The following is an 18,864-nucleotide window of genomic DNA, read 5'->3' as shown; positions in this document are numbered from 1 at the left end:
CTTGCATGGCTTTTTGCATGGCCCTTCTTCAGCGCGACCTTCGACGACCATGACCAAAATCCATGCCCTGCCTGAAGTGCACGTCCTGCGGGACGCCTACCGCAGCGACAAAGCGGCGCTGCTGGCCGCCATGAAAGCGACGGGGGCCTCGACACGCGGCATCCGGGTGCTGCTGCGCAAGCTGTCCACCCTGGCAGGCAACCTGCTGCAAACGCTGTGGCAGCGCGCCGAACTGCCTGCCGACATGGCCCTGGTGGCGGTGGGCGGTTTCGGGCGCGACCAGCTCTTTCCTTATTCGGATGTGGATGTACTGCTGCTGATGCCCGATGGTGCGGCGCCCGAGGCGGGCAGCGCACTGCGCACCCAGCTCGAAGGTTTCATCGGCAGCTGCTGGGATGCGGGGCTGGAGATTGGCTCCAGCGTGCGCACGGTGGCCGAATGCCTGGCCGAAAGTGCGGGCGATGTCACCGTGCAGACCTCCCTGCTTGAATCACGCCTCGTGTGCGGCAACGCAGCGCTGTTTGAAGACTTCCAGCGGCAGTACCGCGCGCAGATGAATTCCCAGGCGTTTCTGGTGGCCAAGACACTGGAGATGCGCCAGCGCCACAACAAGTACGAGAACACGCCCTATTCGCTGGAGCCCAACTGCAAAGAGTCTCCTGGGGGGCTGCGCGACCTGCAGATGATCTTGTGGGTCTCCCAGGCCGCGGGGCTGGGCCGCAACTGGAAAGAGCTGGCCGCCAGCGGCATGGCCACCGCGTTCGAGGTGCGCCAGATCGAGCGCAACGAGGCGGTGCTGTGCCTCATCCGTGCGCGCTTGCATGCCGCCGCTGGGCGGCATGAAGACCGGCTGGTGTTTGACCTGCAGACAGCCGTGGCCGAGTCGTTTGGCTACCGCTCACAGGCGCCCGACGGATCACGGCTGCCCATGCGCGCCAGCGAGAGCCTCATGCGGCGCTACTACTGGGCGGCCAAGGCGGTATCGCAGCTCAGCCAGATCCTGCTGCTCAACATCGAAGAGCGCCTGAATCCCTCGACGCACGAGCCGCGCCCCATCAACGAGCGCTTCTTCGAGAAGGCCGGACTCATCGAGGTGGCCAGCGATGACCTTTACACGCGCGACCCACACGCCATCCTCGAAACCTTTTTGCTCTACCAGACCACGGTGGGCCTGAAAGATCTGTCAGCCCGCACCTTGCGCGCGCTGTACAACGCACGCGGCGTGATGGATGGCGCTTTCCGCCGCGACCCGGTCAACCGCGACAACTTCATGCGCGTCCTGCAGCAACCGTCGGGCATTACGCATGCCATGCGGCTGATGAACCAAACCTCGGTGCTGGGCCGCTACCTGTGGGCGTTTCGCGGCATCGTCGGCCAGATGCAGCATGACCTGTTCCACGTGTACACGGTGGACCAGCACATCCTGATGGTGTTGCGCAATGTGCGGCGCTTCTTCATGGCCGAGCATGCACATGAGTACCCCTTTTGCTCGCAGCTGGCTGGCGGCTGGGACAAGCCGTGGATCCTGTACATCGCCGCACTCTTCCATGACATTGGCAAAGGCCGTGGGGGCGACCACTCGCAGATCGGTGCCGTGGAAGTGCGCCGCTTTTGCCGCCAACACGGCGTCGCCCGCGAGGACGCAAAACTCGTCGAATTCCTGGTCAGCGAACACCTGTCGATGAGCCGCATCGCCCAAAAGGAAGACCTGAGCGATCCCGACGTGATCGCCGCGTTCGCGCAGCGCGTAGGCAACGAACGCTATCTCACCGCGCTGTACCTGCTCACCGTGGCCGACATCCGTGGCACCAGTCCCAAGGTGTGGAATGCGTGGAAGGGCAAACTGCTGGAAGACCTGTACCGCGCCACGCTGCGCACTCTGGGCGGCCGGGCGCCCGACGCTGCCGCCGAAATCGAGGCCCGCAAGCGCGAGGCGCTGGTGCTGCTGGCCCTGAGCGCCCTGCCCTTCGAGGCACACAAGGCCCTGTGGGCCACGCTGGACGTGAGCTATTTCATGCGGCACGAGGCAGCCGACATCGCCTGGCACACGCGCCACCTGTCGCGCCATGTCGGCACGGCAAAGCCTGTGGTGCGCGCGCGCCAGTCGCTGGCAGGCGACGGGCTGCAGGTGATGGTGTATGCGGCCGACCAGGCCGATCTGTTTGCGCGCATCTGCGGATATTTCGACCGCGCGGGGTTTTCCATCCTGGATGCCCGCGTGCACACCGCGAACAACGGCTATGCCCTCGACACCTTCCAGGTGGTGGCCTCATCGCAGCCGGGGCACTACCGGGAGCTGACGCACATGGTCGAAAGCGATCTGGTGCGTGTGATCGAGGCCGGTGGCCCGCTGCCCGAGCCCGCCCGCAAGCGGGTCTCGCGCCGGGTCAAGAGTTTTCCGGTGGCGCCGCGCGTCACGCTGCGCCCCGACGAAAAGGCCCAGCGCTGGCTGCTGGCCATCTCGGCCAGCGACCGGGCGGGCCTGCTCTACCTGGTGGCCCGTATCCTGGCGCAGCACCACCTTAGCGTGCAACTGGCCAAGGTCAGCACCTTGGGGGAGCGGGTGGAAGACACCTTCCTGATCCAGGGCCCCGAGCTGCAGAACAACGCCCGCCAGATCGAAATCGAGACCGAGCTGCTGCGCGAACTGTCCGCGTGAGCCATGCTCGACAAAATGCTCTCTTTTTAATAGCTACCAGCGATTTACCAGAAAGCGCTAGCGGCCTTTTTTTGACATCTTGCACCCTGAGCAGCTTCAGCAACCAGGCGTACGAAGCCATCACCCACAGCAAGATCTATCCCGGTGCGGGTACACCGGTGACGGATGTGTGCCTGTCAGGCGGAGGCATCAGTCGTCCTCGTTGGCACTGATGTCCGGGAACAGCACTTCGGTAAAGCCGAACTGCGTGAAATCGCGCACCCGCATGGGGTAGAGCTTGCCAATGAGGTGGTCGCATTCGTGCTGCACCACCCGGGCATGAAACCCTTCCACCGTGCGGTCGATCGGGTCGCCATACGGATCAAACCCGGTATAGCGAATGCGCGACCAGCGGGGCACCTTGCCGCGCAACCCTGGCACCGAGAGGCAACCTTCCCAGTCCTCATCCTCCTCATCACCAAGGGGCATGATGACCGGGTTGAGCAAGACGGTGGGAGGGACCACGGGCCGGTCCGGGTAGCGTGGATTGCGCTCGCCAGACCCAAAAATCACGAGCTGCAGATCCACGCCGATCTGCGGCGCCGCAAGCCCCGCTCCGTTGACAGACTGCATGGTCTCGAACATGTCGCGCACCAGAAGGTGAAGCGCATCGGTATCGAATTCAGTGACAGGCTGGGCAACACGCAGCAGGCGCGGATCGCCCATCTTCAGGATGGTGTGGATGGTCATCGAAGGTGCATTCAGGTCAAGAGAAAAGCGGCGCATGCGCTGCTGCGGCAGCATAGCGCGTGCGCACGCCCCGGTGCTGCCGCCGGGGCATTCACAATAACGGACATGCCCCAGCCCCCCACAGAGTCCCACGAAGACGCCGCGCCGCCACTGCGCACCCTGCCCTGGCCCGTGCGCTGGCTGCTGCTCGCATTTGCCGTGCTGTGCCTGGTCATGGGCATCCTCGGTGTGATCGTTCCCGGACTGCCGACCACGGTGTTCATCCTCATGGCGGCCTGGGCCGCAGCCCGCAGCTCGCCACGGCTCTACCGCTGGCTGTGGAACCATCGCTTGTTCGGCCCCCTGCTTCGCAACTGGGCCCAGGGCGGCAAGGTCAGCCGGCGGGCCAAGTGGAGTGCCACACTGCTCATGGCGCTGAGCGGCATCGTGCTGTTCGCCACGGGCACTCGGCCGTGGGTGGTAGGTATCGCCATCACCTCCATGGTTTGCGTGGCAGCCTGGCTGTGGCACCGCCCCGAGCCCTGAAGCCCGCCCTTCCCCTCACCGGAGTAGTGAAAGTTGGCCGTCATTCGCACACCTCGGCACGCGACCGCAACACCACGCAAGAACCCGCCGTCAAATCTTCGGAGCCCCAATTTTTATGTATATAATCTAAGTCTTGTTCCTCGATAGCTCAGTCGGTAGAGCGCCGGACTGTTAATCCGTAGGTCCCTGGTTCGAGCCCAGGTCGAGGAGCCAAGAATTTTGCAGGCCCTGCATGTGTACGCGGGGCCTTTTACATACCGATCATTCCTCGATAGCTCAGTCGGTAGAGCGCCGGACTGTTAATCCGTAGGTCCCTGGTTCGAGCCCAGGTCGAGGAGCCATCAAAGAAGCCCGCCATGTTCACGCATGGTGGGCTTTTTCATTCATACGCCTCAAGAAAATCCACCACCCCTGTGCCTGCCTGACAATACAGTTCTTTGTCATGACTTGCGCAAAACAGGCCCAGGCAATCGGCCCATCCCAAGGCGAGGCGGCCGTTGCACCCCGATTTGCGCAAGTCCTATTTGTATTGCAACCCCATGCCCCCGCAACTGCCTTGGCTGGAGCTTGAAGATCCGCTACCCGCCCCTGCGAAAGCATGGGGACCCGACGACCCCGCCCCCGGACTCCTGGCTGCCGGTGGCACGCTGGATGTAGCGCATCTGCGAGCGGCGTATGCCCAGGGCACTTTCCCCTGGTACGGCCCGGGGCAACCCATCTTGTGGTGGGCTCCCGATCCACGAATGGTCTTGCCCGTGGCGAACTTCCGACTCCATCGCTCGCTTCGCAGGACCCTGCAGGCATTCCGAGCAAATACAGCCTGCGAGATCCGCATAAACCACAACTTCCTGGACGTGATTACAGCCTGCGCCAGCAAGGAGCGCGACGGGCAGGCGGGCACCTGGATCGTGCCCGAGATGGTTGAAGCCTACACCCGCCTCCATGCAGCGGGCAATGCTCATAGCGTTGAAACCTGGATCGATGGAAAACTGGCAGGCGGCCTGTATTGCGTCGCACTGGGGCAGGCGGTGTTCGGTGAATCGATGTTCGCCCACGCTACCGATGCATCGAAAATCGCGCTTGCGGCCCTGGTGGCCTTGTGCCGCCGCCAGGGTGTGGCAATGATTGATTGCCAACAGAACACCCGGCACCTGGCCTCATTGGGAGCCCACGAAATCTCGCGAGCCCAGTTCCTGTCTCACATACAAAACGCACTGGACCAGCCCGCCCTCTCGTGGTCGTTTGAACCCGTATACTGGAACGAGCTGCTGCCCTTCACGGCGCCCACGGCATGACGCAACTCAATGACCTACCACTGCAGACCCTGCAGTTCTACGCGACAGCCCCTTACCCCTGCAGTTATCTGCCGGACAGGCAGGCACGGTCGCAGGTCGCCACGCCCAGCCACCTGATCCAGAGCGATGTGTATTCCGATCTCGTGGCCAAGGGGTTTCGCCGCAGTGGCATGTTCACTTACCGCCCCTATTGCGATGGCTGCCAGGCCTGCACCCCCTTGCGCGTGCTGGTGAACGAGTTTCAGCCGGATCGGAGCCAGCGGCGCGCTACCGTGCGGCACGGCAATCTGCAGGCGCGGGTATTGCGCCTGTGTTTTGTACCCGAGCACTATCAGCTGTATCTGCGCTACCAGAACGGCCGCCATGCGGGCGGCGGCATGGACCATGACAGCATCGACCAATACACGCAGTTTCTGCTGCAAAGCCGGGTGAATTCACGTCTGGTGGAGTTCCGCGAAACAGATGGCATAACAGGAGAGCCCGGCGCGCTCAAGATGGTGTCCATCCTGGACGTGCTCGACGACGGGCTTTCGGCGGTCTACACCTTCTACGAACCCGAGCCACATTGCAGCTACGGCACCTACAACGTGATGTGGCAGATTGCCCAGGCGCGCTCCCTGGAGTTGCCCCATGTGTACCTGGGCTACTGGATCGGGGCCAGCCCCAAGATGAACTACAAGGCGCGCTTTCACCCCCACGAGATCCGGACCGATGGCCAGTGGCATCGCTCCAGCCCGGGCGCGAATCAGAGCGCGTGAATGCAGGCTCGCATTTCACAAGATAAAATGCTGCGGCCGTCACTGCATCGCCGTCCATGAAAAAAAACGATCCCAGCATCCCCGTCAAACCCAGCGTTCAGGTGCTTGAACGCATGTTTACGCTGATCGATGTTCTGGCGTCACGCGAAGAGGCAATATCTCTCAAGGAAATCAGCGAGAAAACAGGGCTGCACCCGTCCACCACGCACCGCATCCTGAACGACCTCACGATTGGCCGTTTCGTGGATCGGCCAGAATCGGGCAGCTACCGACTGGGCATGCGCCTGCTGGAACTGGGCAACCTCGTAAAAGCGCGCCTGAGCGTGCGCGATGCCGCCCTGACCCCGATGCGCAATCTTCACAAGCTGATCCAGCAGCCCGTCAATCTCAGCATGCGCCAGGGCGACGAGATTGTGTATGTCGAACGTGCCTACAGTGAACGCTCCGGCATGCAGGTGGTGCGCGCCATTGGCGGACGGGCCCCTCTGCACCTTACCTCCACAGGCAAGCTCTTTCTGGCCCTGGACGACCCCCAGCGCGTGCGGGCCTATGCCACCCGAACCGGTCTGGCCGGACACACCCGCAACAGCATCACCCAATTGCCCATCCTGGAGCGCGAACTCGCCAAAGCACGCCAGTACGGTATTGCCCGCGACAACGAAGAGCTGGAACTGGGCGTGCGCTGCATGGCCGCTGGCGTCTACGATGACCAAGGCAAGTTGGTAGCCGGACTGTCCATATCAGCACCCGCTGATCGACTGGACGAAGGATGGCTTCCCAAGCTCCAAGCCACGGCCAACGAGATTTCTCTGGCTCTGGGTCACACACCCAGCATGGAAGCGTCGGCATCCGGTGATGCGGGTTTGCGTCCGGGACTTCGCTGAGCCTCGGGACACAACAGCTACCGCAGCCGCAGCCGCAGCCGGGCCTGATCCTTGAAAAAAAACCGACGCGGGCAGTGATGCCCGGTCGGCCGGTGGATCCATCAAATCAGCGCACAAGGCAGTCGGCACGAAATCCCGCCGACGCTACCAGCACCAAATGCTTGGCGCGCGAGGGAAGGATGTACAAGCTACAGGATTAACTGCCTCACCCATTGGACCCTGCACGGGCCTGCAAAGGCGCCGTCAATGACGGCATCGACTCCACCCAATGGCGCACACGCTCAGCATCACCCAGGCGGCTGAATTTGCCCGCCGAATCCAGAAACACCATGATGAGCTTGCGCCCGGCGATCTGGGTTTGCATCACCAGGCAGCGCCCTGCTTCCGAGATGTAGCCGGTTTTCTGGAGGCCAATGTCCCAGGTGGGGTTTTTTACCAGCCCGTTGGTGTTGTTGTACTGCAATGTTTTGGGGCCCACTGCCACCTCATATCCCGGTGACGTGGACAGTTCGCGCAGCAGGGGATCACCATGCGCCACATTCACCAGGGTAGCCAGGTCACGTGCGCTGGACTGGTTGCGGCTGGAAAGGCCGGTTGGCTCAACATAACGGGTATCGGTCATGCCGAGCAGGCGGGCCTTGACATTCATCTGCACAACAAACGCTTCGAGGCCACCAGGGTACGTACGACCCAGCGCATGCGCTGCGCGGTTCTCGCTGGACATGAGCGCCAGGTGCAGCATCTCGCCCCGGGTCAACGTAGAGCCCACGGTCAGGCGCGAGCGGCTGCCTTTTTCAGTATCAACGTCATCCTGGGTGATCGTAATGGGCTCATCCATCGGCAGCTTGGCCTGGGAAATCAGCAAGCCCGTCATGAGCTTGGTCAGGGACGCAATGGGAAGCACTGCCTGATCATTCTTGCTGAGCAGGACTTCATGCGTGTCCTGGTCGATCACGAGTGCGACGCTGGACTTCAGGTCCAGCGGATCACTCACCTCATGCAGCCCCGCCATTTGCCCGAACGACTGCTTGGCAGGCACAAAGGCCACACGGGTCGGCGCCTTGGCGGTCTTGGCCGTGACACGCACGGCGCGGGTATTGGTAGCGACCTTGCGGGCCGGAGCAGCGCGCTTGGCATTGGCCGAACTGACTTGCTGCTTTTTGGCTGGCGCCTTGGAGCGCTCCCCTGAGTGCGCAATCGGCACAACCAGCGCCGTACTGACGACGACAAAGCCCAAAAGCTGGAAAAAACGGGTCACTGCGGCGCGGTGGCGATGGTGCATCAAAGTGCTCCAAACGGTAATAAGTGTTGAGCAGTGTACAGAATCAAAAAAAGTCGCGCAAGATCAATACCTTGCGCGACTTTCCAAGAAAGTGAATGAAATTATAAATTGATCATTCAACCCTGTGCAGCCACCCGGTCAGCTTTACTTTGTAACTTGTTCAGCGCACTCAGATAGGCCTTGGCCGAAGCGACCACGATATCGGGGTCTGCTCCCACGCCGTTGACCACGCGGCCACTGTTCTGCAGGCGCACGGTGACCTCGCCTTGGCTCTCTGTCGAGCCGCTGATGGCGTTCACCGAGTACAGCACCATCTCCGCACCACTCTTCACATGCGATTCGATGGCCTTGAGCGAGGCATCCACAGGGCCGTTTCCTTCGGACTCGCCCCGCACCTCCTGGCCATCTACCGTAAAGACGATGCGTGCTCGGGGGTGCTCACCCGTTTCGCTCTGCTGGAACAGAGAGACAAAGCCATATTGTTCCCTTTCGCTGGTCACGCTCTCATCACTCACCAGCGCCAGGATGTCCTCGTCAAAAATCTCGCTCTTGCGATCGGCAAGCTCCTTGAAACGCGTGAAAGCGGTGTTGACTTCGGTTTCACTGTCCAGGCTCACACCCAGTTCCTGCAGGCGCTGCTTGAAGGCGTTGCGGCCGCTGAGCTTGCCCAACACGATCTTGTTGGCGCTCCAGCCCACATCCTCGGCACGCATGATTTCGTAGGTATCGCGCGCCTTGAGCACGCCATCCTGGTGGATGCCACTGGCGTGCGCAAAGGCATTGGCCCCCACCACGGCCTTGTTCGGCTGCACCACGAACCCCGTGGTCTGACTGACCATTCGGCTGGCCGCAACGATGTGCTGGGTATCAATGTTGAGATCGAGGTTGAAATAGTCGCGGCGGGTCTTGACCGCCATCACCACCTCTTCGAGAGAACAGTTGCCAGCGCGCTCACCCAGACCATTGATCGTGCATTCCACCTGGCGCGCGCCGCCAATCTTCACACCAGCCAGCGAATTGGCCACGGCCATGCCGAGGTCGTTGTGGCAGTGCACGGACCAGATGGCCTTGTCGCTGTTGGGAATGCGCTCGCGCAGGGTCTTGATGAAGTTGCCGTACAGCTCGGGGATGGCATAGCCCACGGTGTCGGGCACATTGATGGTCGTGGCACCCTCGGCGATCACAGCTTCGAGCACGCGGCACAGGAAGTCTGGGTCGCTGCGGTAGCCATCTTCGGGGCTGAACTCAATATCTCCCACCAGGTTGCGCGCAAAACGCACCGACTGCTTGGCCTGCTCCAGCACCTGCTCTGGCGTCATGCGCAGCTTCTTTTCCATGTGCAGCGGGCTGGTGGCAATGAACGTATGGATGCGCGCGCTGTTCGCCCCTGCAAGCGCTTCGGCTGCGCGGGAAATGTCGCGGTCATTGGCGCGCGACAGCGAGCAGATGGTGGACTCCCTGATGGCATTGGCAATCGCCTGCACCGCCTCGAAATCTCCGTTAGAGCTGGCCGCAAAACCGGCTTCGATCACGTCCACCTTCAGGCGCTCCAGCTGGCGGGCAATTCGCAGCTTCTCATCCTTGGTCATCGAGGCGCCGGGGGACTGTTCGCCATCGCGCAAAGTGGTGTCGAAAATGATGAGTTTGTCAGCCATGTTGTTTCTCCTGGTACTGGTGGGGTGGGATTGGCCCGCAACACTAAAAATCTGGCGCCCAAAACAAAAGGCCCGTTGCGGGTGCATACGGGCCTTTGTGGAAAAAGTGTGCGCGTGCGCCTACTGTCTCCGCCCGTAGGGAGGTAGCAGTAGAGCCAGTGCAAACGAATTCATGCGGTGCAATGTAGCACAACTGGCCAGACATCATTCCAATCACTTGTGCAGTCCACGTTCGTCCGGTTCGTCCGTCGAGGTGCTGATCACGCTGCTGTGCTGTCCTTTGGCCTTGCGCCAGGCGTACACGCCGTAACCGCTCAGGCCATAGAACACGAACACGCCAAACAGCACGATGGGCGGGTGGATGTTGATGATCGCAATGCCCAGCGCGATCAACACAATGGCTGCAAAAGGCACGCTCTTTTTCATCTGCACATCCTTGAAGCTGTAGAACGGCACATTGGTCACCATGGTGAGCCCCGCGTACAGCGTGAATGCGAACATGATCCAGGTCGTCTGACTCCAGGTCAGCCAGTGGTCTTCACCAGGATGCACGCCCAGCTCGGTCATCAGCCAGATGAACCCCGCCACCAAAGCTGCAGCGGCTGGCGAAGGCAGCCCCTGAAAATAGCGCTTGTCCACCACGCCGGTATTCACATTGAAGCGCGCCAGGCGAAGCGCGGCACAGGCGCAGTACACAAATGCGGCAATCCAGCCCCAGCGGCCCAGCCCCTGGAGGGACCATTCATAGGCAATCAGGGCAGGCGCCGCTCCAAAGGACACCATGTCGGAGAGCGAATCCATCTGCTCGCCAAACGCGCTCTGGGTATTGGTCATGCGCGCTACCCGGCCATCAAGACTGTCGAGCACCATCGCACAAAAAACGCCCACGGCCGCCATGTCGAAACGGCCATTCATGGCCATCACGATCGAATAGAAGCCCCCAAACAATGCCGCCAGCGTGAACAGGTTGGGCAGGATGTAGATGCCCTTGCGCCGTTTGCGCACCATCACACCGGGGTTGTCGGTGGATTCATTGCCGTCATGCATTAAATAGACCTCCAGCGCTTGCCCATATTGCTTGAGCAGCTATTAAATTTATAGTATCCAGCAATTCCCCGCTGCACGGGCAGGTCGCCGCGCGCCATCAAGGCGAAGGCCGCAGTGTAGCGCCTGCCAACAGGACCGACCGCCAACGAAAAAGGCCACCGAAGTGGCCTCGTGATGCTCCAGCGATGGAGAATCAGTTGCGGGTCTGATCGACCAGCTTGTTCTTGGCGATCCAAGGCATCATGGCGCGCAGTTGGCCGCCTACCTTTTCGATGCTGTGGTCGGCCGTGTTGCGGCGACGGGCTGTCATCGATGGGTAGTTCAGACGGCCTTCCTGGATGAACATCTTGGCGTAGTCGCCGTTCTGGATGCGCTTCAAGGCATTGCGCATGGCGGCGCGCGACTGCTCGTTGATCACTTCGGGGCCGGTCACGTACTCGCCGTACTCGGCGTTGTTCGAGATCGAGTAGTTCATGTTGGCAATGCCACCTTCGTAGATCAGGTCCACGATGAGCTTGAGCTCGTGCAGGCATTCGAAGTAGGCCATTTCAGGGGCGTAGCCGGCTTCAACCAGGGTTTCGTAACCCATCTTGATCAGCTCGACGGCACCGCCGCACAACACGGCTTGTTCGCCGAACAGGTCGGTCTCGGTTTCTTCCTTGAAGTTGGTCTCGATGATGCCGGCCTTGCCGCCACCGTTGGCAGCTGCGTAGCTCAGGGCCAGGTCACGGGCCTTGCCGGACTTGTCCTGGTGCACAGCGACCAGGTGGGGCACGCCGCCGCCTTGGGTGTAGGTGTTACGCACGGTGTGGCCAGGGGCCTTGGGGGCGACCATCCACACGTCCAGGTCAGCACGGGGCACGACCTGGTTGTAGTGCACGTTGAAGCCGTGGGCAAAGGCCAGCGAGGCGCCTTGCTTGATGTTGGGCTCGACGTTGTTCTTGTAGACGGCTGCGATGTCTTCGTCAGGCAGCAGGATCATGACCACGTCAGCGGATTTGACGGCGTCGTTGACTTCCAGAACCGTCAGGCCGGCCTTACCAACCTTGTCCCACGATGCACCGCCCTTGCGCAGGCCGACCACGACCTTCACGCCACTGTCGTTCAGGTTTTGTGCGTGGGCATGGCCCTGCGAGCCGTAGCCGATGATGGCCACGGTCTTGCCTTTGATCAGGCTCAGATCGGTGTCTTTGTCGTAGAAAACTTTCATGGGTCGCTCCGGTTGAAATGCGTTGTTGGGGGTTGAAATGGGAAAAACGGGGTGAATTGTCTTACACGCGCAAGATGCGCTCGCCGCGGCCGATGCCGCTGGCACCCGTACGTACGGTTTCCAAGATGGCCGTGCGGTCAATGGCCTGCAGAAAAGCGTCGTTCTTCGACTGGTCGCCGGTCAGCTCAATCGTGTAGCTCTTCTCGGTCACGTCGATGATGCGGCCACGGAAGATGTCGGCCATGCGCTTCATCTCCTCGCGCTCCTTGCCCACCGCGCGCACCTTCACCATCATGAGCTCGCGCTCGGTGTAGGCACCTTCGGTGAGATCCACCACCTTCACGACCTCAATGAGGCGGTTCAGATGCTTGGTGATCTGTTCGATCACATCGTCGGAGCCCGTGGTCTGGATCGTCATGCGCGAGAGCGATGGATCCTCAGTGGGCGCCACGGTGAGCGATTCGATGTTGTAACCACGGGCAGAAAACAGGCCGACAACGCGCGACAGCGCACCGGGTTCGTTTTCCAGCAGAACGGCAATGATGTGTTTCATAGGTGCAGATTCCTCTTTTCGCTGCCCTCCCCCGTGCACGGTAATGCACGGGCTTGGCAGGCAATAGATTCGTCAAAAAAGTGAATGCTATCTATTCGATAGCTGGTAGCGCTTGATGAACAAGCGCTGGAGGCCGATTTGGCTTAAAGGTCCTCCGACCCCAGCAGCATCTCGGTAATGCCCTTGCCGGCCTGGACCATCGGGAACACGTTCTCGGTGGGGTCGGTGCGGAAGTCCATGAACACGGTGCGGTCCTTGAGCTTGCGGGCTTCGCGCAGAGCGGGCTCTACGTCCTTGGGACTCTCGATCAACATGCCCACATGGCCGTACGCCTCTGCCAGCTTCACGAAGTTGGGCAGCGCGTCCATGTAGCTGTGGCTGTAGCGGCCGGAGTATTCGATCTCTTGCCACTGCCGCACCATGCCCAGGTAGCGGTTGTTGAGCGAGCAGATCTTGATCGGCGTGTTGTACTGCAGGCAGGTGGACAGCTCCTGGATGTTCATCTGCACCGAGCCTTCGCCAGTGATACAGAACACCTCGGACTGCGGCTTTGCCAGCTTGATGCCCATGGCGTACGGGATGCCCACGCCCATGGTGCCCAGGCCGCCAGAGTTGATCCAGCGGCGTGGCTCGTCAAAGCGGTAGTACTGCGCGGCCCACATCTGGTGCTGGCCCACGTCGGACGTGATGTAGGTGTCCGCGTCCTTGGTCATGTTCCACAGCGTTTCGACCACGTACTGGGGCTTGATGACGTCTGGGCTGCCCATGCTGTACTTGAGGCAGTCGCGCTTGCGCCAGCCTTCAATGGTGTCCCACCAAGCGGCCAGAGCACCCGAGTCAGGGCGCGTGCTGCTCTCGCGGATCATGGAGATCAGCTCGGTGAGCACGTCCTTGACGTCGCCGACGATCGGGATATCGACCTTCACGCGCTTGGAAATGCTCGACGGGTCAATATCAACGTGGATGATCTTGCGGTCGTTCTGCGCAAAGTGCTTGGGGTTGCCGATCACGCGGTCATCAAAACGCGCGCCCACAGCCAGCAGCACGTCGCAGTTCTGCATGGCGTTGTTGGCCTCGATGGTGCCGTGCATGCCCAGCATGCCCAGGAACTTGCGGTCCGACGCGGGGTAGGCACCCAGGCCCATCAGCGTGTTGGTGACCGGGTAGCCCAGCATGTCCACCAGCGTGCGCAGCTCATTGGTGGCATTGCCCAGCAGCACGCCACCGCCGGTGTAGATGTAGGGACGCTTGGCCGCCAGCAGGAGTTGCAGCGCCTTGCGAATCTGACCACCATGGCCCTTGCGCACAGGGTTGTACGAGCGCATTTCCACGCTTTGTGGATAGCCGCTGTACGGCACCTTCTTGAAGGAAACGTCCTTGGGCACATCCACCACCACGGGGCCGGGGCGGCCGGTGCGGGCAATGTGGAAGGCCTTCTTCATCGTCATGGCCAGATCGCGCGGGTCTTTGACGAGGAAATTGTGTTTGACGATGGGGCGGGTAATACCGACCGTGTCGCACTCCTGGAAGGCATCCAGCCCGATGGCGGGCGTGGGCACCTGTCCGGAAATGATCACCATCGGAATGCTGTCCATGTACGCCGTAGCGATACCGGTCACTGCGTTGGTGAGACCTGGACCGGATGTGACCAGCGCAACGCCCACTTCACCCGTGGCGCGGGCGTAGCCGTCAGCAGCGTGTACGGCAGCCTGCTCATGGCGCACCAGCACGTGCTGGATGGTGTCTTGTTTGTAGAGCGCGTCGTAGATGTAGAGAACTGCACCGCCGGGATAGCCCCAGATGTACTGGACGTTCTCAGCCTGAAGCGACTTGATGAGGATCTCGGAACCCATGAGGTCCTGAGCACCGGAAGCGGGGGAGGTGTTGCCCTGCGAAGCAGCGGCCGCTGAAGAGATTTCAGCCTTGGAGATTTCCATGATCGATCAACCTTTGTGAATTTCTCTGACGAAAAACCTTGGGTGCTCCTAACATGCGCTCTTGTGAAGCCAGCTTGGAACTTGAGGCCAAGGACATGGGCGGGATGATTGCCGCGCCGGACCGTGACCCGTTTGCCTTTGAATTGCAGTGGCGATTATCGCACTGCAACACATGTAAAACTGCCATCCCCCGAAAAAAACCCCGGCGGATGCGATAATCAAAGGCTCCACGTGCCGGATAGCCACATTTTTGTGAACTCACCGGCACCGATCCCCTCCCGGGCTGACCCGTCTTGGCAACCGAACGAGAACTCTCCGACTTCCTCAAAAGTGTAGAAAAGCGCGCATTCAAGCGCTCGGTCTACCACGTTCGCAATGAGGAAGCGGCGCTCGACATCGTGCAGGACAGCATGCTCAAGCTGGCAGAGCACTATGGTGACAAGCCGGCGGCTGAGCTGCCCATGCTCTACCAGCGCATACTTTCCAACTGCACGCTGGACTGGTTTCGCCGCCAGAAAACCCGCAATGCACTGTTTTCGAGCATGAGCGACTTTGAAGGTCCCGGCGAAGATGGCATGGATTTTGATCTGCTTGAAGCGTATTCAGGACCGGAAAATGGGGAACGGGCAGAGAGCGCCGAGGATCTGACCCGGCGGGCGCAGATCTTTCACGGGATCGAAGCCGAGATTGCCGAGCTGCCCCCACGTCAACGGGAAGCGTTCCTGATGCGTTACTGGGAAGAAATGGATGTAGCAGAAACGGCAGCCGCCATGGGCTGCTCCGAAGGCAGCGTCAAAACGCACTGTTTTCGTGCCATACAAACCCTCAGCAAGGCACTGAAGGCCAAAGGAATCGAGCCATGAACACTGTACAGACCCCATCGACACAGGCAGAAGCTGCGGCAGAGCGCTTTGCACTGCGCGTTACGGCGCGCTTGTCCAGCGGCACCGACGAATTGCCTTACGACATTTCCGAACGGCTGCGCGCCTCGCGCATGCAAGCCCTTGCCAAGCGCAAGAAAGACACCGTGCCGGTGCGTCTGGCGGCACCCGTTGTGGTGCATGCGGGTGGCAGTGCCACGCTGGGCCGTGGCGGCAACGAGGGTGGCGGCTGGTGGAATGCACTGGTGTCTGCCGTTCCGCTGATGGCACTGGTGGTGGGGCTGGTGGTCATCAACATTGCCCAGGACGAAAGCAGCGCCAATGACCTGGCCGAAGTCGATGCAGCCCTTTTGACCGACGATTTGCCACCAGCAGCCTACGCTGACCCTGGCTTCGTACAATTCCTCAAAACCTCTGCCCCGTCGAACTGAGCCCCGCCCCCGACCGCGTACTGCATGCACCCAAGTTCACCCGACGCTTCCCCTGCCCTGCCAGCCTTTGTGCTGGCTTTGGCGCTCTTGGGCGTGCTCGCAGCGGTGGGTGGCCAGGTGCTGGTACAGATGCGCATGGCACCCGGCACCCTGCTGCCTGCGGGGGCTGAAGCTGCGGTTGCCAGCCCCAACAATGCCCGCACGTCCACCCGGCCTGGCACCATGGCAGTGCCACAGGTCGAGACCGGCCCGGGCTGGGAAACCCTGACCACGCCCCAGAAACTGGCGCTGTACCCACTGGCAGAGCGCTGGGCGCTCATCAGCGAAGCGCAAAAGCGCCGCTGGCTTGCGCTGGCCGCCAATTTCTCGGCGCTTCCTGAAGAAGAACAGGCCAAATTTCATGACCGCATGACGGACTGGGCCAGCCTGAGCGCACAGCAGCGCAACCAGGCCCGGCTGAACTATGCAGTCACCAACCGGCTTGCCCGCGACGACAAACGCGCCCAGTGGGAGGCCTACCAGGCGCTGTCCGACGAGGAAAAACGTGCGCTGGCTGCGCGTGCCGCCCCCAAGCCCAAGGGCGCCGCCACGGCCTTGCGCCCCGTGTCGCCCAAGAAGCTGGCCCAGGTTCCGGCGGCCACGCAGGCCAACCCCAGCCGCCCCAACGCACCGAAGATTCCGCCCGTGCTCGACCACAGCGCCCCCCGTGTGGCGGCACCGGTCACCCCCACGGCGCCCCCGGCGACCGGCGTGCCCACGCAAAATCCGGCCTCCAACGTGGTCGAGACGGCGCCCGTCTCGATTCCGGTGGCAGTACCAGCAGCACTCCCCCCTCTGGGCGCAGGTTCCGCAGAAACACCTGCGACAACAGCGCCCATGGTCACTCCCGACAACTCGGGCCTGTATCCTCAGTAGTCCCGTCGCTGGCCGACACTCTCCGCCTTGCTTTCGCCTTCTGGAATGACCGCCACCCCTCCCGCCCCAGCACCGCAGGCATCCCTCTCTGCAAAGACCTCTTCCGCCGCCCTCGGCCCCACGCCCAATTTGTGGCGCCGCATGGCCTGCTGGCTGTATGAGGGCATGCTCATGTTCGGTGTGGTCTTCATTGCAGGCTACCTGTTCGGCACCCTGAGCCAAACCCGCCACGCCCTGGACAACCGGCACGCCCTGCAGGCCTTTCTGTTTGTGGTGTTTGGCATTTACTTCACCTGGTTCTGGGCCAAAGGCCAGACCCTGGCTCAAAAGACCTGGCTCATCCGTGTGGTGGACACCGCCGGGCAACCCATCACCCAGGCGCGTGCGCTGCTGCGCTATCTGCTGAGTTGGGTGTGGTTCCTGCCGCCCTTGGCAGCCTATCTGCTGGGCGTCTCAGCCATTGAAGTGCTGGTGCTGCTGTTCGGCTGGGTTGCCATCTGGGCCATCCTGAGCCGCTTTCATCCAGAGCGGCAGTTCTGGCACGACGCCCTGGCAGGCACGCGCCTGGTGCACTTCGAGCTTCCGAAAAAGTAGCACCCGCGCGCAGGCTGCAACGCCCGCTGTCATGCGGCTGCGACACAATATCCCTATGCCCCTGTCCCCACCCGAGTCCTCCGCGCCCGCCAACCCCCAGAAGGCCCGCACGGGCTTGAACCGCATCTGGCACGCTGCGGGGTACTCCATCGAAGGCCTTCGCGCAGGCTGGAACGAAAAGGCATTCCGCCAGGAAGCCATTGCCGCCATGGTGCTGCTGCCCGCGTCTCTCTGGCTGGGGCAAAGCTGGGTAGAAACCGCGCTGCTGGCAGGCTCGGTGGTGATCGTGATGATCGTGGAGTTGCTCAACACCGGCATCGAAACCGCCATCGACCGCATCGGCCCCGAGTGGCACGACCTTTCCAAACGCGCCAAGGACATGGGCAGCGCTGCCGTGCTGCTGGCCTTGCTGCTGTGCGCGGGCATCTGGGGTGCAGCGGTTTTTCAGAGGATTTTCCATGGCTGAACCGACTTTTTCCGTGTGTGTGTATTGCGGCTCGCGACCTGGCGAGAACGCGGCCTTTGCCGACGCTGCCGAAGCCGTGGGCCAATGGATTGGCCAGCACGGCGGCCAGCTGGTGTATGGCGGCGGCCGCAGCGGCCTCATGGGTACGGTGGCCGAAGCCACGCGGCTTGCGGGCGGGCGCGTGGTGGGCGTGATTCCCCAGGCCCTGGTCGATAAAGAGCTGGCCAACCGCCAATGCGACGAGTTGCACATCGTGCAGACCATGCACGAACGCAAGGCCATGATGGCCGAGCGCAGCGATGCCTTTTTGGCCCTGCCCGGCGGTATCGGCACCTTTGAAGAACTGTTTGAAGTGTGGACCTGGCGCCAACTGGGCTACCACGACAAGCCCCTCGGCCTGCTCAATGTGGCCGGCTACTACGACGGCCTGCTGGGCTTTCTGCAGACCAGCGTGGCCAGCGGCTTCATGGGCGAATGGCAGATGGGCCTGCTGCACGCCTCTACCGATGCCGAGGCACTGCTGCGCACGCTGGTGCAAGACGCCGGCCCCGACCAAGCGCCCGTCCCGCTGCGCTCGGTGATCTAACGGCCTTCAAAAACTGGCTCAGCGCAAGGCCAGTGCCACCGTGGAACTGGCTTTGCCAGGCCACTGGTGGCGTCCCCCTCAGGGGGAAGGCGCGCAGCGACTCAGGGGGGAGCCTTACACAGCCGCGTCGTCCAGATCCCCAGTACGGATACGCACCACACGCTCCACGGCCGTCACAAAAATCTTGCCGTCGCCAATCTTGCCGGTGCGGGCCACATTCACGATGGCGTCCACACAGCGGTCCACGTCCTCGGTTTTCACGACAACCTCGACCTTCACCTTGGGCAGGAAGTCCACCACGTACTCGGCGCCACGGTACAGCTCGGTGTGGCCCTTCTGGCGGCCAAAACCCTTCACCTCGGTCACGGTGAGACCGGTCACGCCACACTCGGCCAGGGCTTCGCGGACTTCTTCGAGCTTGAAGGGCTTGATGACGGCGGTGATCATTTTCATGGCG

At 61.8% G+C, this 18,864-nt stretch carries 19 protein-coding genes and 2 tRNA genes; 13 read left to right on the top strand and 8 right to left on the bottom strand.

What is annotated here, in order from left to right; translation table 11 throughout:
* Positions 1 to 49 precede the first annotated feature (49 nt).
* Positions 50 to 2,659 carry a [protein-PII] uridylyltransferase gene (locus ACT89O_RS11040; protein ID WP_487262652.1) on the top strand — a complete coding sequence of 870 codons (2,610 nt, stop codon included), beginning with the start codon at positions 50 to 52 and terminating at the stop codon, positions 2,657 to 2,659.
* A 189-nt stretch (positions 2,660 to 2,848) separates the two neighbouring features.
* Here ACT89O_RS11040 and def read toward each other — a convergent pair whose 3' ends face one another.
* On the bottom strand, positions 2,849 to 3,388 hold the full coding sequence (def, locus tag ACT89O_RS11035; RefSeq protein WP_228895933.1) for a peptide deformylase: 540 nt from the start codon (positions 3,386 to 3,388) through the stop codon (positions 2,849 to 2,851).
* A 105-nt stretch (positions 3,389 to 3,493) separates the two neighbouring features.
* Between def and ACT89O_RS11030 the strand changes: the two genes are divergently transcribed.
* The 6 genes from ACT89O_RS11030 to ACT89O_RS11005 all read left to right on the top strand — a co-directional run bounded on the left by ACT89O_RS11030 (position 3,494) and on the right by ACT89O_RS11005 (position 6,850).
* Complete coding sequence (locus ACT89O_RS11030; RefSeq protein WP_487262651.1) at positions 3,494 to 3,913, top strand: YbaN family protein; 420 nt, start codon at positions 3,494 to 3,496, stop codon at positions 3,911 to 3,913.
* A gap of 137 nt (positions 3,914 to 4,050) precedes the next feature.
* A tRNA-Asn gene (locus ACT89O_RS11025) sits at positions 4,051 to 4,126 on the top strand.
* A 52-nt stretch (positions 4,127 to 4,178) separates the two neighbouring features.
* Positions 4,179 to 4,254, top strand: a tRNA-Asn gene (locus ACT89O_RS11020).
* A gap of 198 nt (positions 4,255 to 4,452) precedes the next feature.
* Positions 4,453 to 5,208 (top strand): leucyl/phenylalanyl-tRNA--protein transferase, encoded by a 756-nt coding sequence (aat, locus tag ACT89O_RS11015; protein WP_487262650.1) that lies wholly within the window; start codon positions 4,453 to 4,455, stop codon positions 5,206 to 5,208.
* Complete coding sequence (locus ACT89O_RS11010) at positions 5,205 to 5,966, top strand: arginyltransferase (RefSeq protein WP_487262649.1); 762 nt, start codon at positions 5,205 to 5,207, stop codon at positions 5,964 to 5,966. Before aat ends, ACT89O_RS11010 begins: the two co-directional genes overlap by 4 nt.
* A 56-nt stretch (positions 5,967 to 6,022) precedes the next feature.
* Complete coding sequence (locus ACT89O_RS11005; protein ID WP_055393786.1) at positions 6,023 to 6,850, top strand: IclR family transcriptional regulator; 828 nt, start codon at positions 6,023 to 6,025, stop codon at positions 6,848 to 6,850.
* A gap of 205 nt (positions 6,851 to 7,055) precedes the next feature.
* On the opposite strand, the gene pbpG is transcribed toward ACT89O_RS11005, so the two are convergent.
* The 6 genes from pbpG to ACT89O_RS10975 all read right to left on the bottom strand — a co-directional run bounded on the left by pbpG (position 7,056) and on the right by ACT89O_RS10975 (position 14,534).
* A complete protein-coding gene (pbpG, locus tag ACT89O_RS11000) occupies positions 7,056 to 8,132 on the bottom strand; it encodes a D-alanyl-D-alanine endopeptidase (protein ID WP_121506717.1) in 1,077 nt (358 codons plus the stop codon).
* Between the two features lie 116 nt (positions 8,133 to 8,248).
* The gene (locus tag ACT89O_RS10995) at positions 8,249 to 9,787 is read right to left on the bottom strand and encodes a 2-isopropylmalate synthase (protein ID WP_121419808.1); all 1,539 of its coding nucleotides are present in this window, start codon (positions 9,785 to 9,787) and stop codon (positions 8,249 to 8,251) included.
* 213 nt (positions 9,788 to 10,000) lie between these two features.
* Positions 10,001 to 10,834, bottom strand: coding sequence for a CDP-diacylglycerol--serine O-phosphatidyltransferase (gene pssA / locus ACT89O_RS10990; RefSeq protein WP_055393781.1), 834 nt, complete (start codon positions 10,832 to 10,834; stop codon positions 10,001 to 10,003).
* A 193-nt stretch (positions 10,835 to 11,027) separates the two neighbouring features.
* Positions 11,028 to 12,044: a ketol-acid reductoisomerase gene (ilvC, locus tag ACT89O_RS10985; protein ID WP_055393779.1), complete on the bottom strand. Its 1,017-nt coding sequence runs from the start codon at positions 12,042 to 12,044 to the stop codon at positions 11,028 to 11,030.
* Between the two features lie 61 nt (positions 12,045 to 12,105).
* Positions 12,106 to 12,597 carry an acetolactate synthase small subunit gene (ilvN, locus tag ACT89O_RS10980; RefSeq protein WP_007857867.1) on the bottom strand — a complete coding sequence of 164 codons (492 nt, stop codon included), beginning with the start codon at positions 12,595 to 12,597 and terminating at the stop codon, positions 12,106 to 12,108.
* A 143-nt stretch (positions 12,598 to 12,740) separates the two neighbouring features.
* A complete protein-coding gene (locus ACT89O_RS10975) occupies positions 12,741 to 14,534 on the bottom strand; it encodes an acetolactate synthase 3 catalytic subunit (RefSeq protein ID WP_055393777.1) in 1,794 nt (597 codons plus the stop codon).
* A gap of 293 nt (positions 14,535 to 14,827) precedes the next feature.
* Between ACT89O_RS10975 and ACT89O_RS10970 the strand changes: the two genes are divergently transcribed.
* From ACT89O_RS10970 to ACT89O_RS10945, 6 genes are read left to right on the top strand one after another with little or no spacing between them, the layout of a single operon-like run.
* Entirely contained in the window at positions 14,828 to 15,397 is a 570-nt protein-coding gene (locus ACT89O_RS10970) for an RNA polymerase sigma factor (RefSeq protein ID WP_121419806.1), read from the top strand.
* Entirely contained in the window at positions 15,394 to 15,846 is a 453-nt protein-coding gene (locus ACT89O_RS10965; protein ID WP_121506719.1) for a DUF3619 family protein, read from the top strand. The genes ACT89O_RS10970 and ACT89O_RS10965 overlap by 4 nt, the downstream gene beginning before the upstream one ends.
* 24 nt (positions 15,847 to 15,870) lie before the next feature.
* On the top strand, positions 15,871 to 16,761 hold the full coding sequence (locus ACT89O_RS10960) for a DUF3106 domain-containing protein (protein ID WP_121419804.1): 891 nt from the start codon (positions 15,871 to 15,873) through the stop codon (positions 16,759 to 16,761).
* 45 nt (positions 16,762 to 16,806) lie between these two features.
* Positions 16,807 to 17,355 (top strand): RDD family protein, encoded by a 549-nt coding sequence (locus tag ACT89O_RS10955; protein WP_055393768.1) that lies wholly within the window; start codon positions 16,807 to 16,809, stop codon positions 17,353 to 17,355.
* Between the two features lie 55 nt (positions 17,356 to 17,410).
* Complete coding sequence (locus ACT89O_RS10950) at positions 17,411 to 17,821, top strand: diacylglycerol kinase (protein ID WP_055393766.1); 411 nt, start codon at positions 17,411 to 17,413, stop codon at positions 17,819 to 17,821.
* Positions 17,814 to 18,407 (top strand): LOG family protein, encoded by a 594-nt coding sequence (locus ACT89O_RS10945; RefSeq protein ID WP_487262648.1) that lies wholly within the window; start codon positions 17,814 to 17,816, stop codon positions 18,405 to 18,407. Before ACT89O_RS10950 ends, ACT89O_RS10945 begins: the two co-directional genes overlap by 8 nt.
* Positions 18,408 to 18,521: 114 nt before the next feature.
* Here the strand turns inward: ACT89O_RS10945 and ACT89O_RS10940 are convergent, their stop codons facing one another.
* On the bottom strand, positions 18,522 to 18,860 hold the full coding sequence (locus ACT89O_RS10940) for a P-II family nitrogen regulator (RefSeq protein WP_007857855.1): 339 nt from the start codon (positions 18,858 to 18,860) through the stop codon (positions 18,522 to 18,524).
* Between the last annotated feature and the right edge of the window lie 4 nt (positions 18,861 to 18,864).

Source organism: Acidovorax sp. NN32, assembly GCF_057597245.1.
The sequence above is the reverse complement of the archived record's forward strand: the minus strand, read 5'-3'. Positions and strand labels throughout refer to the sequence as shown.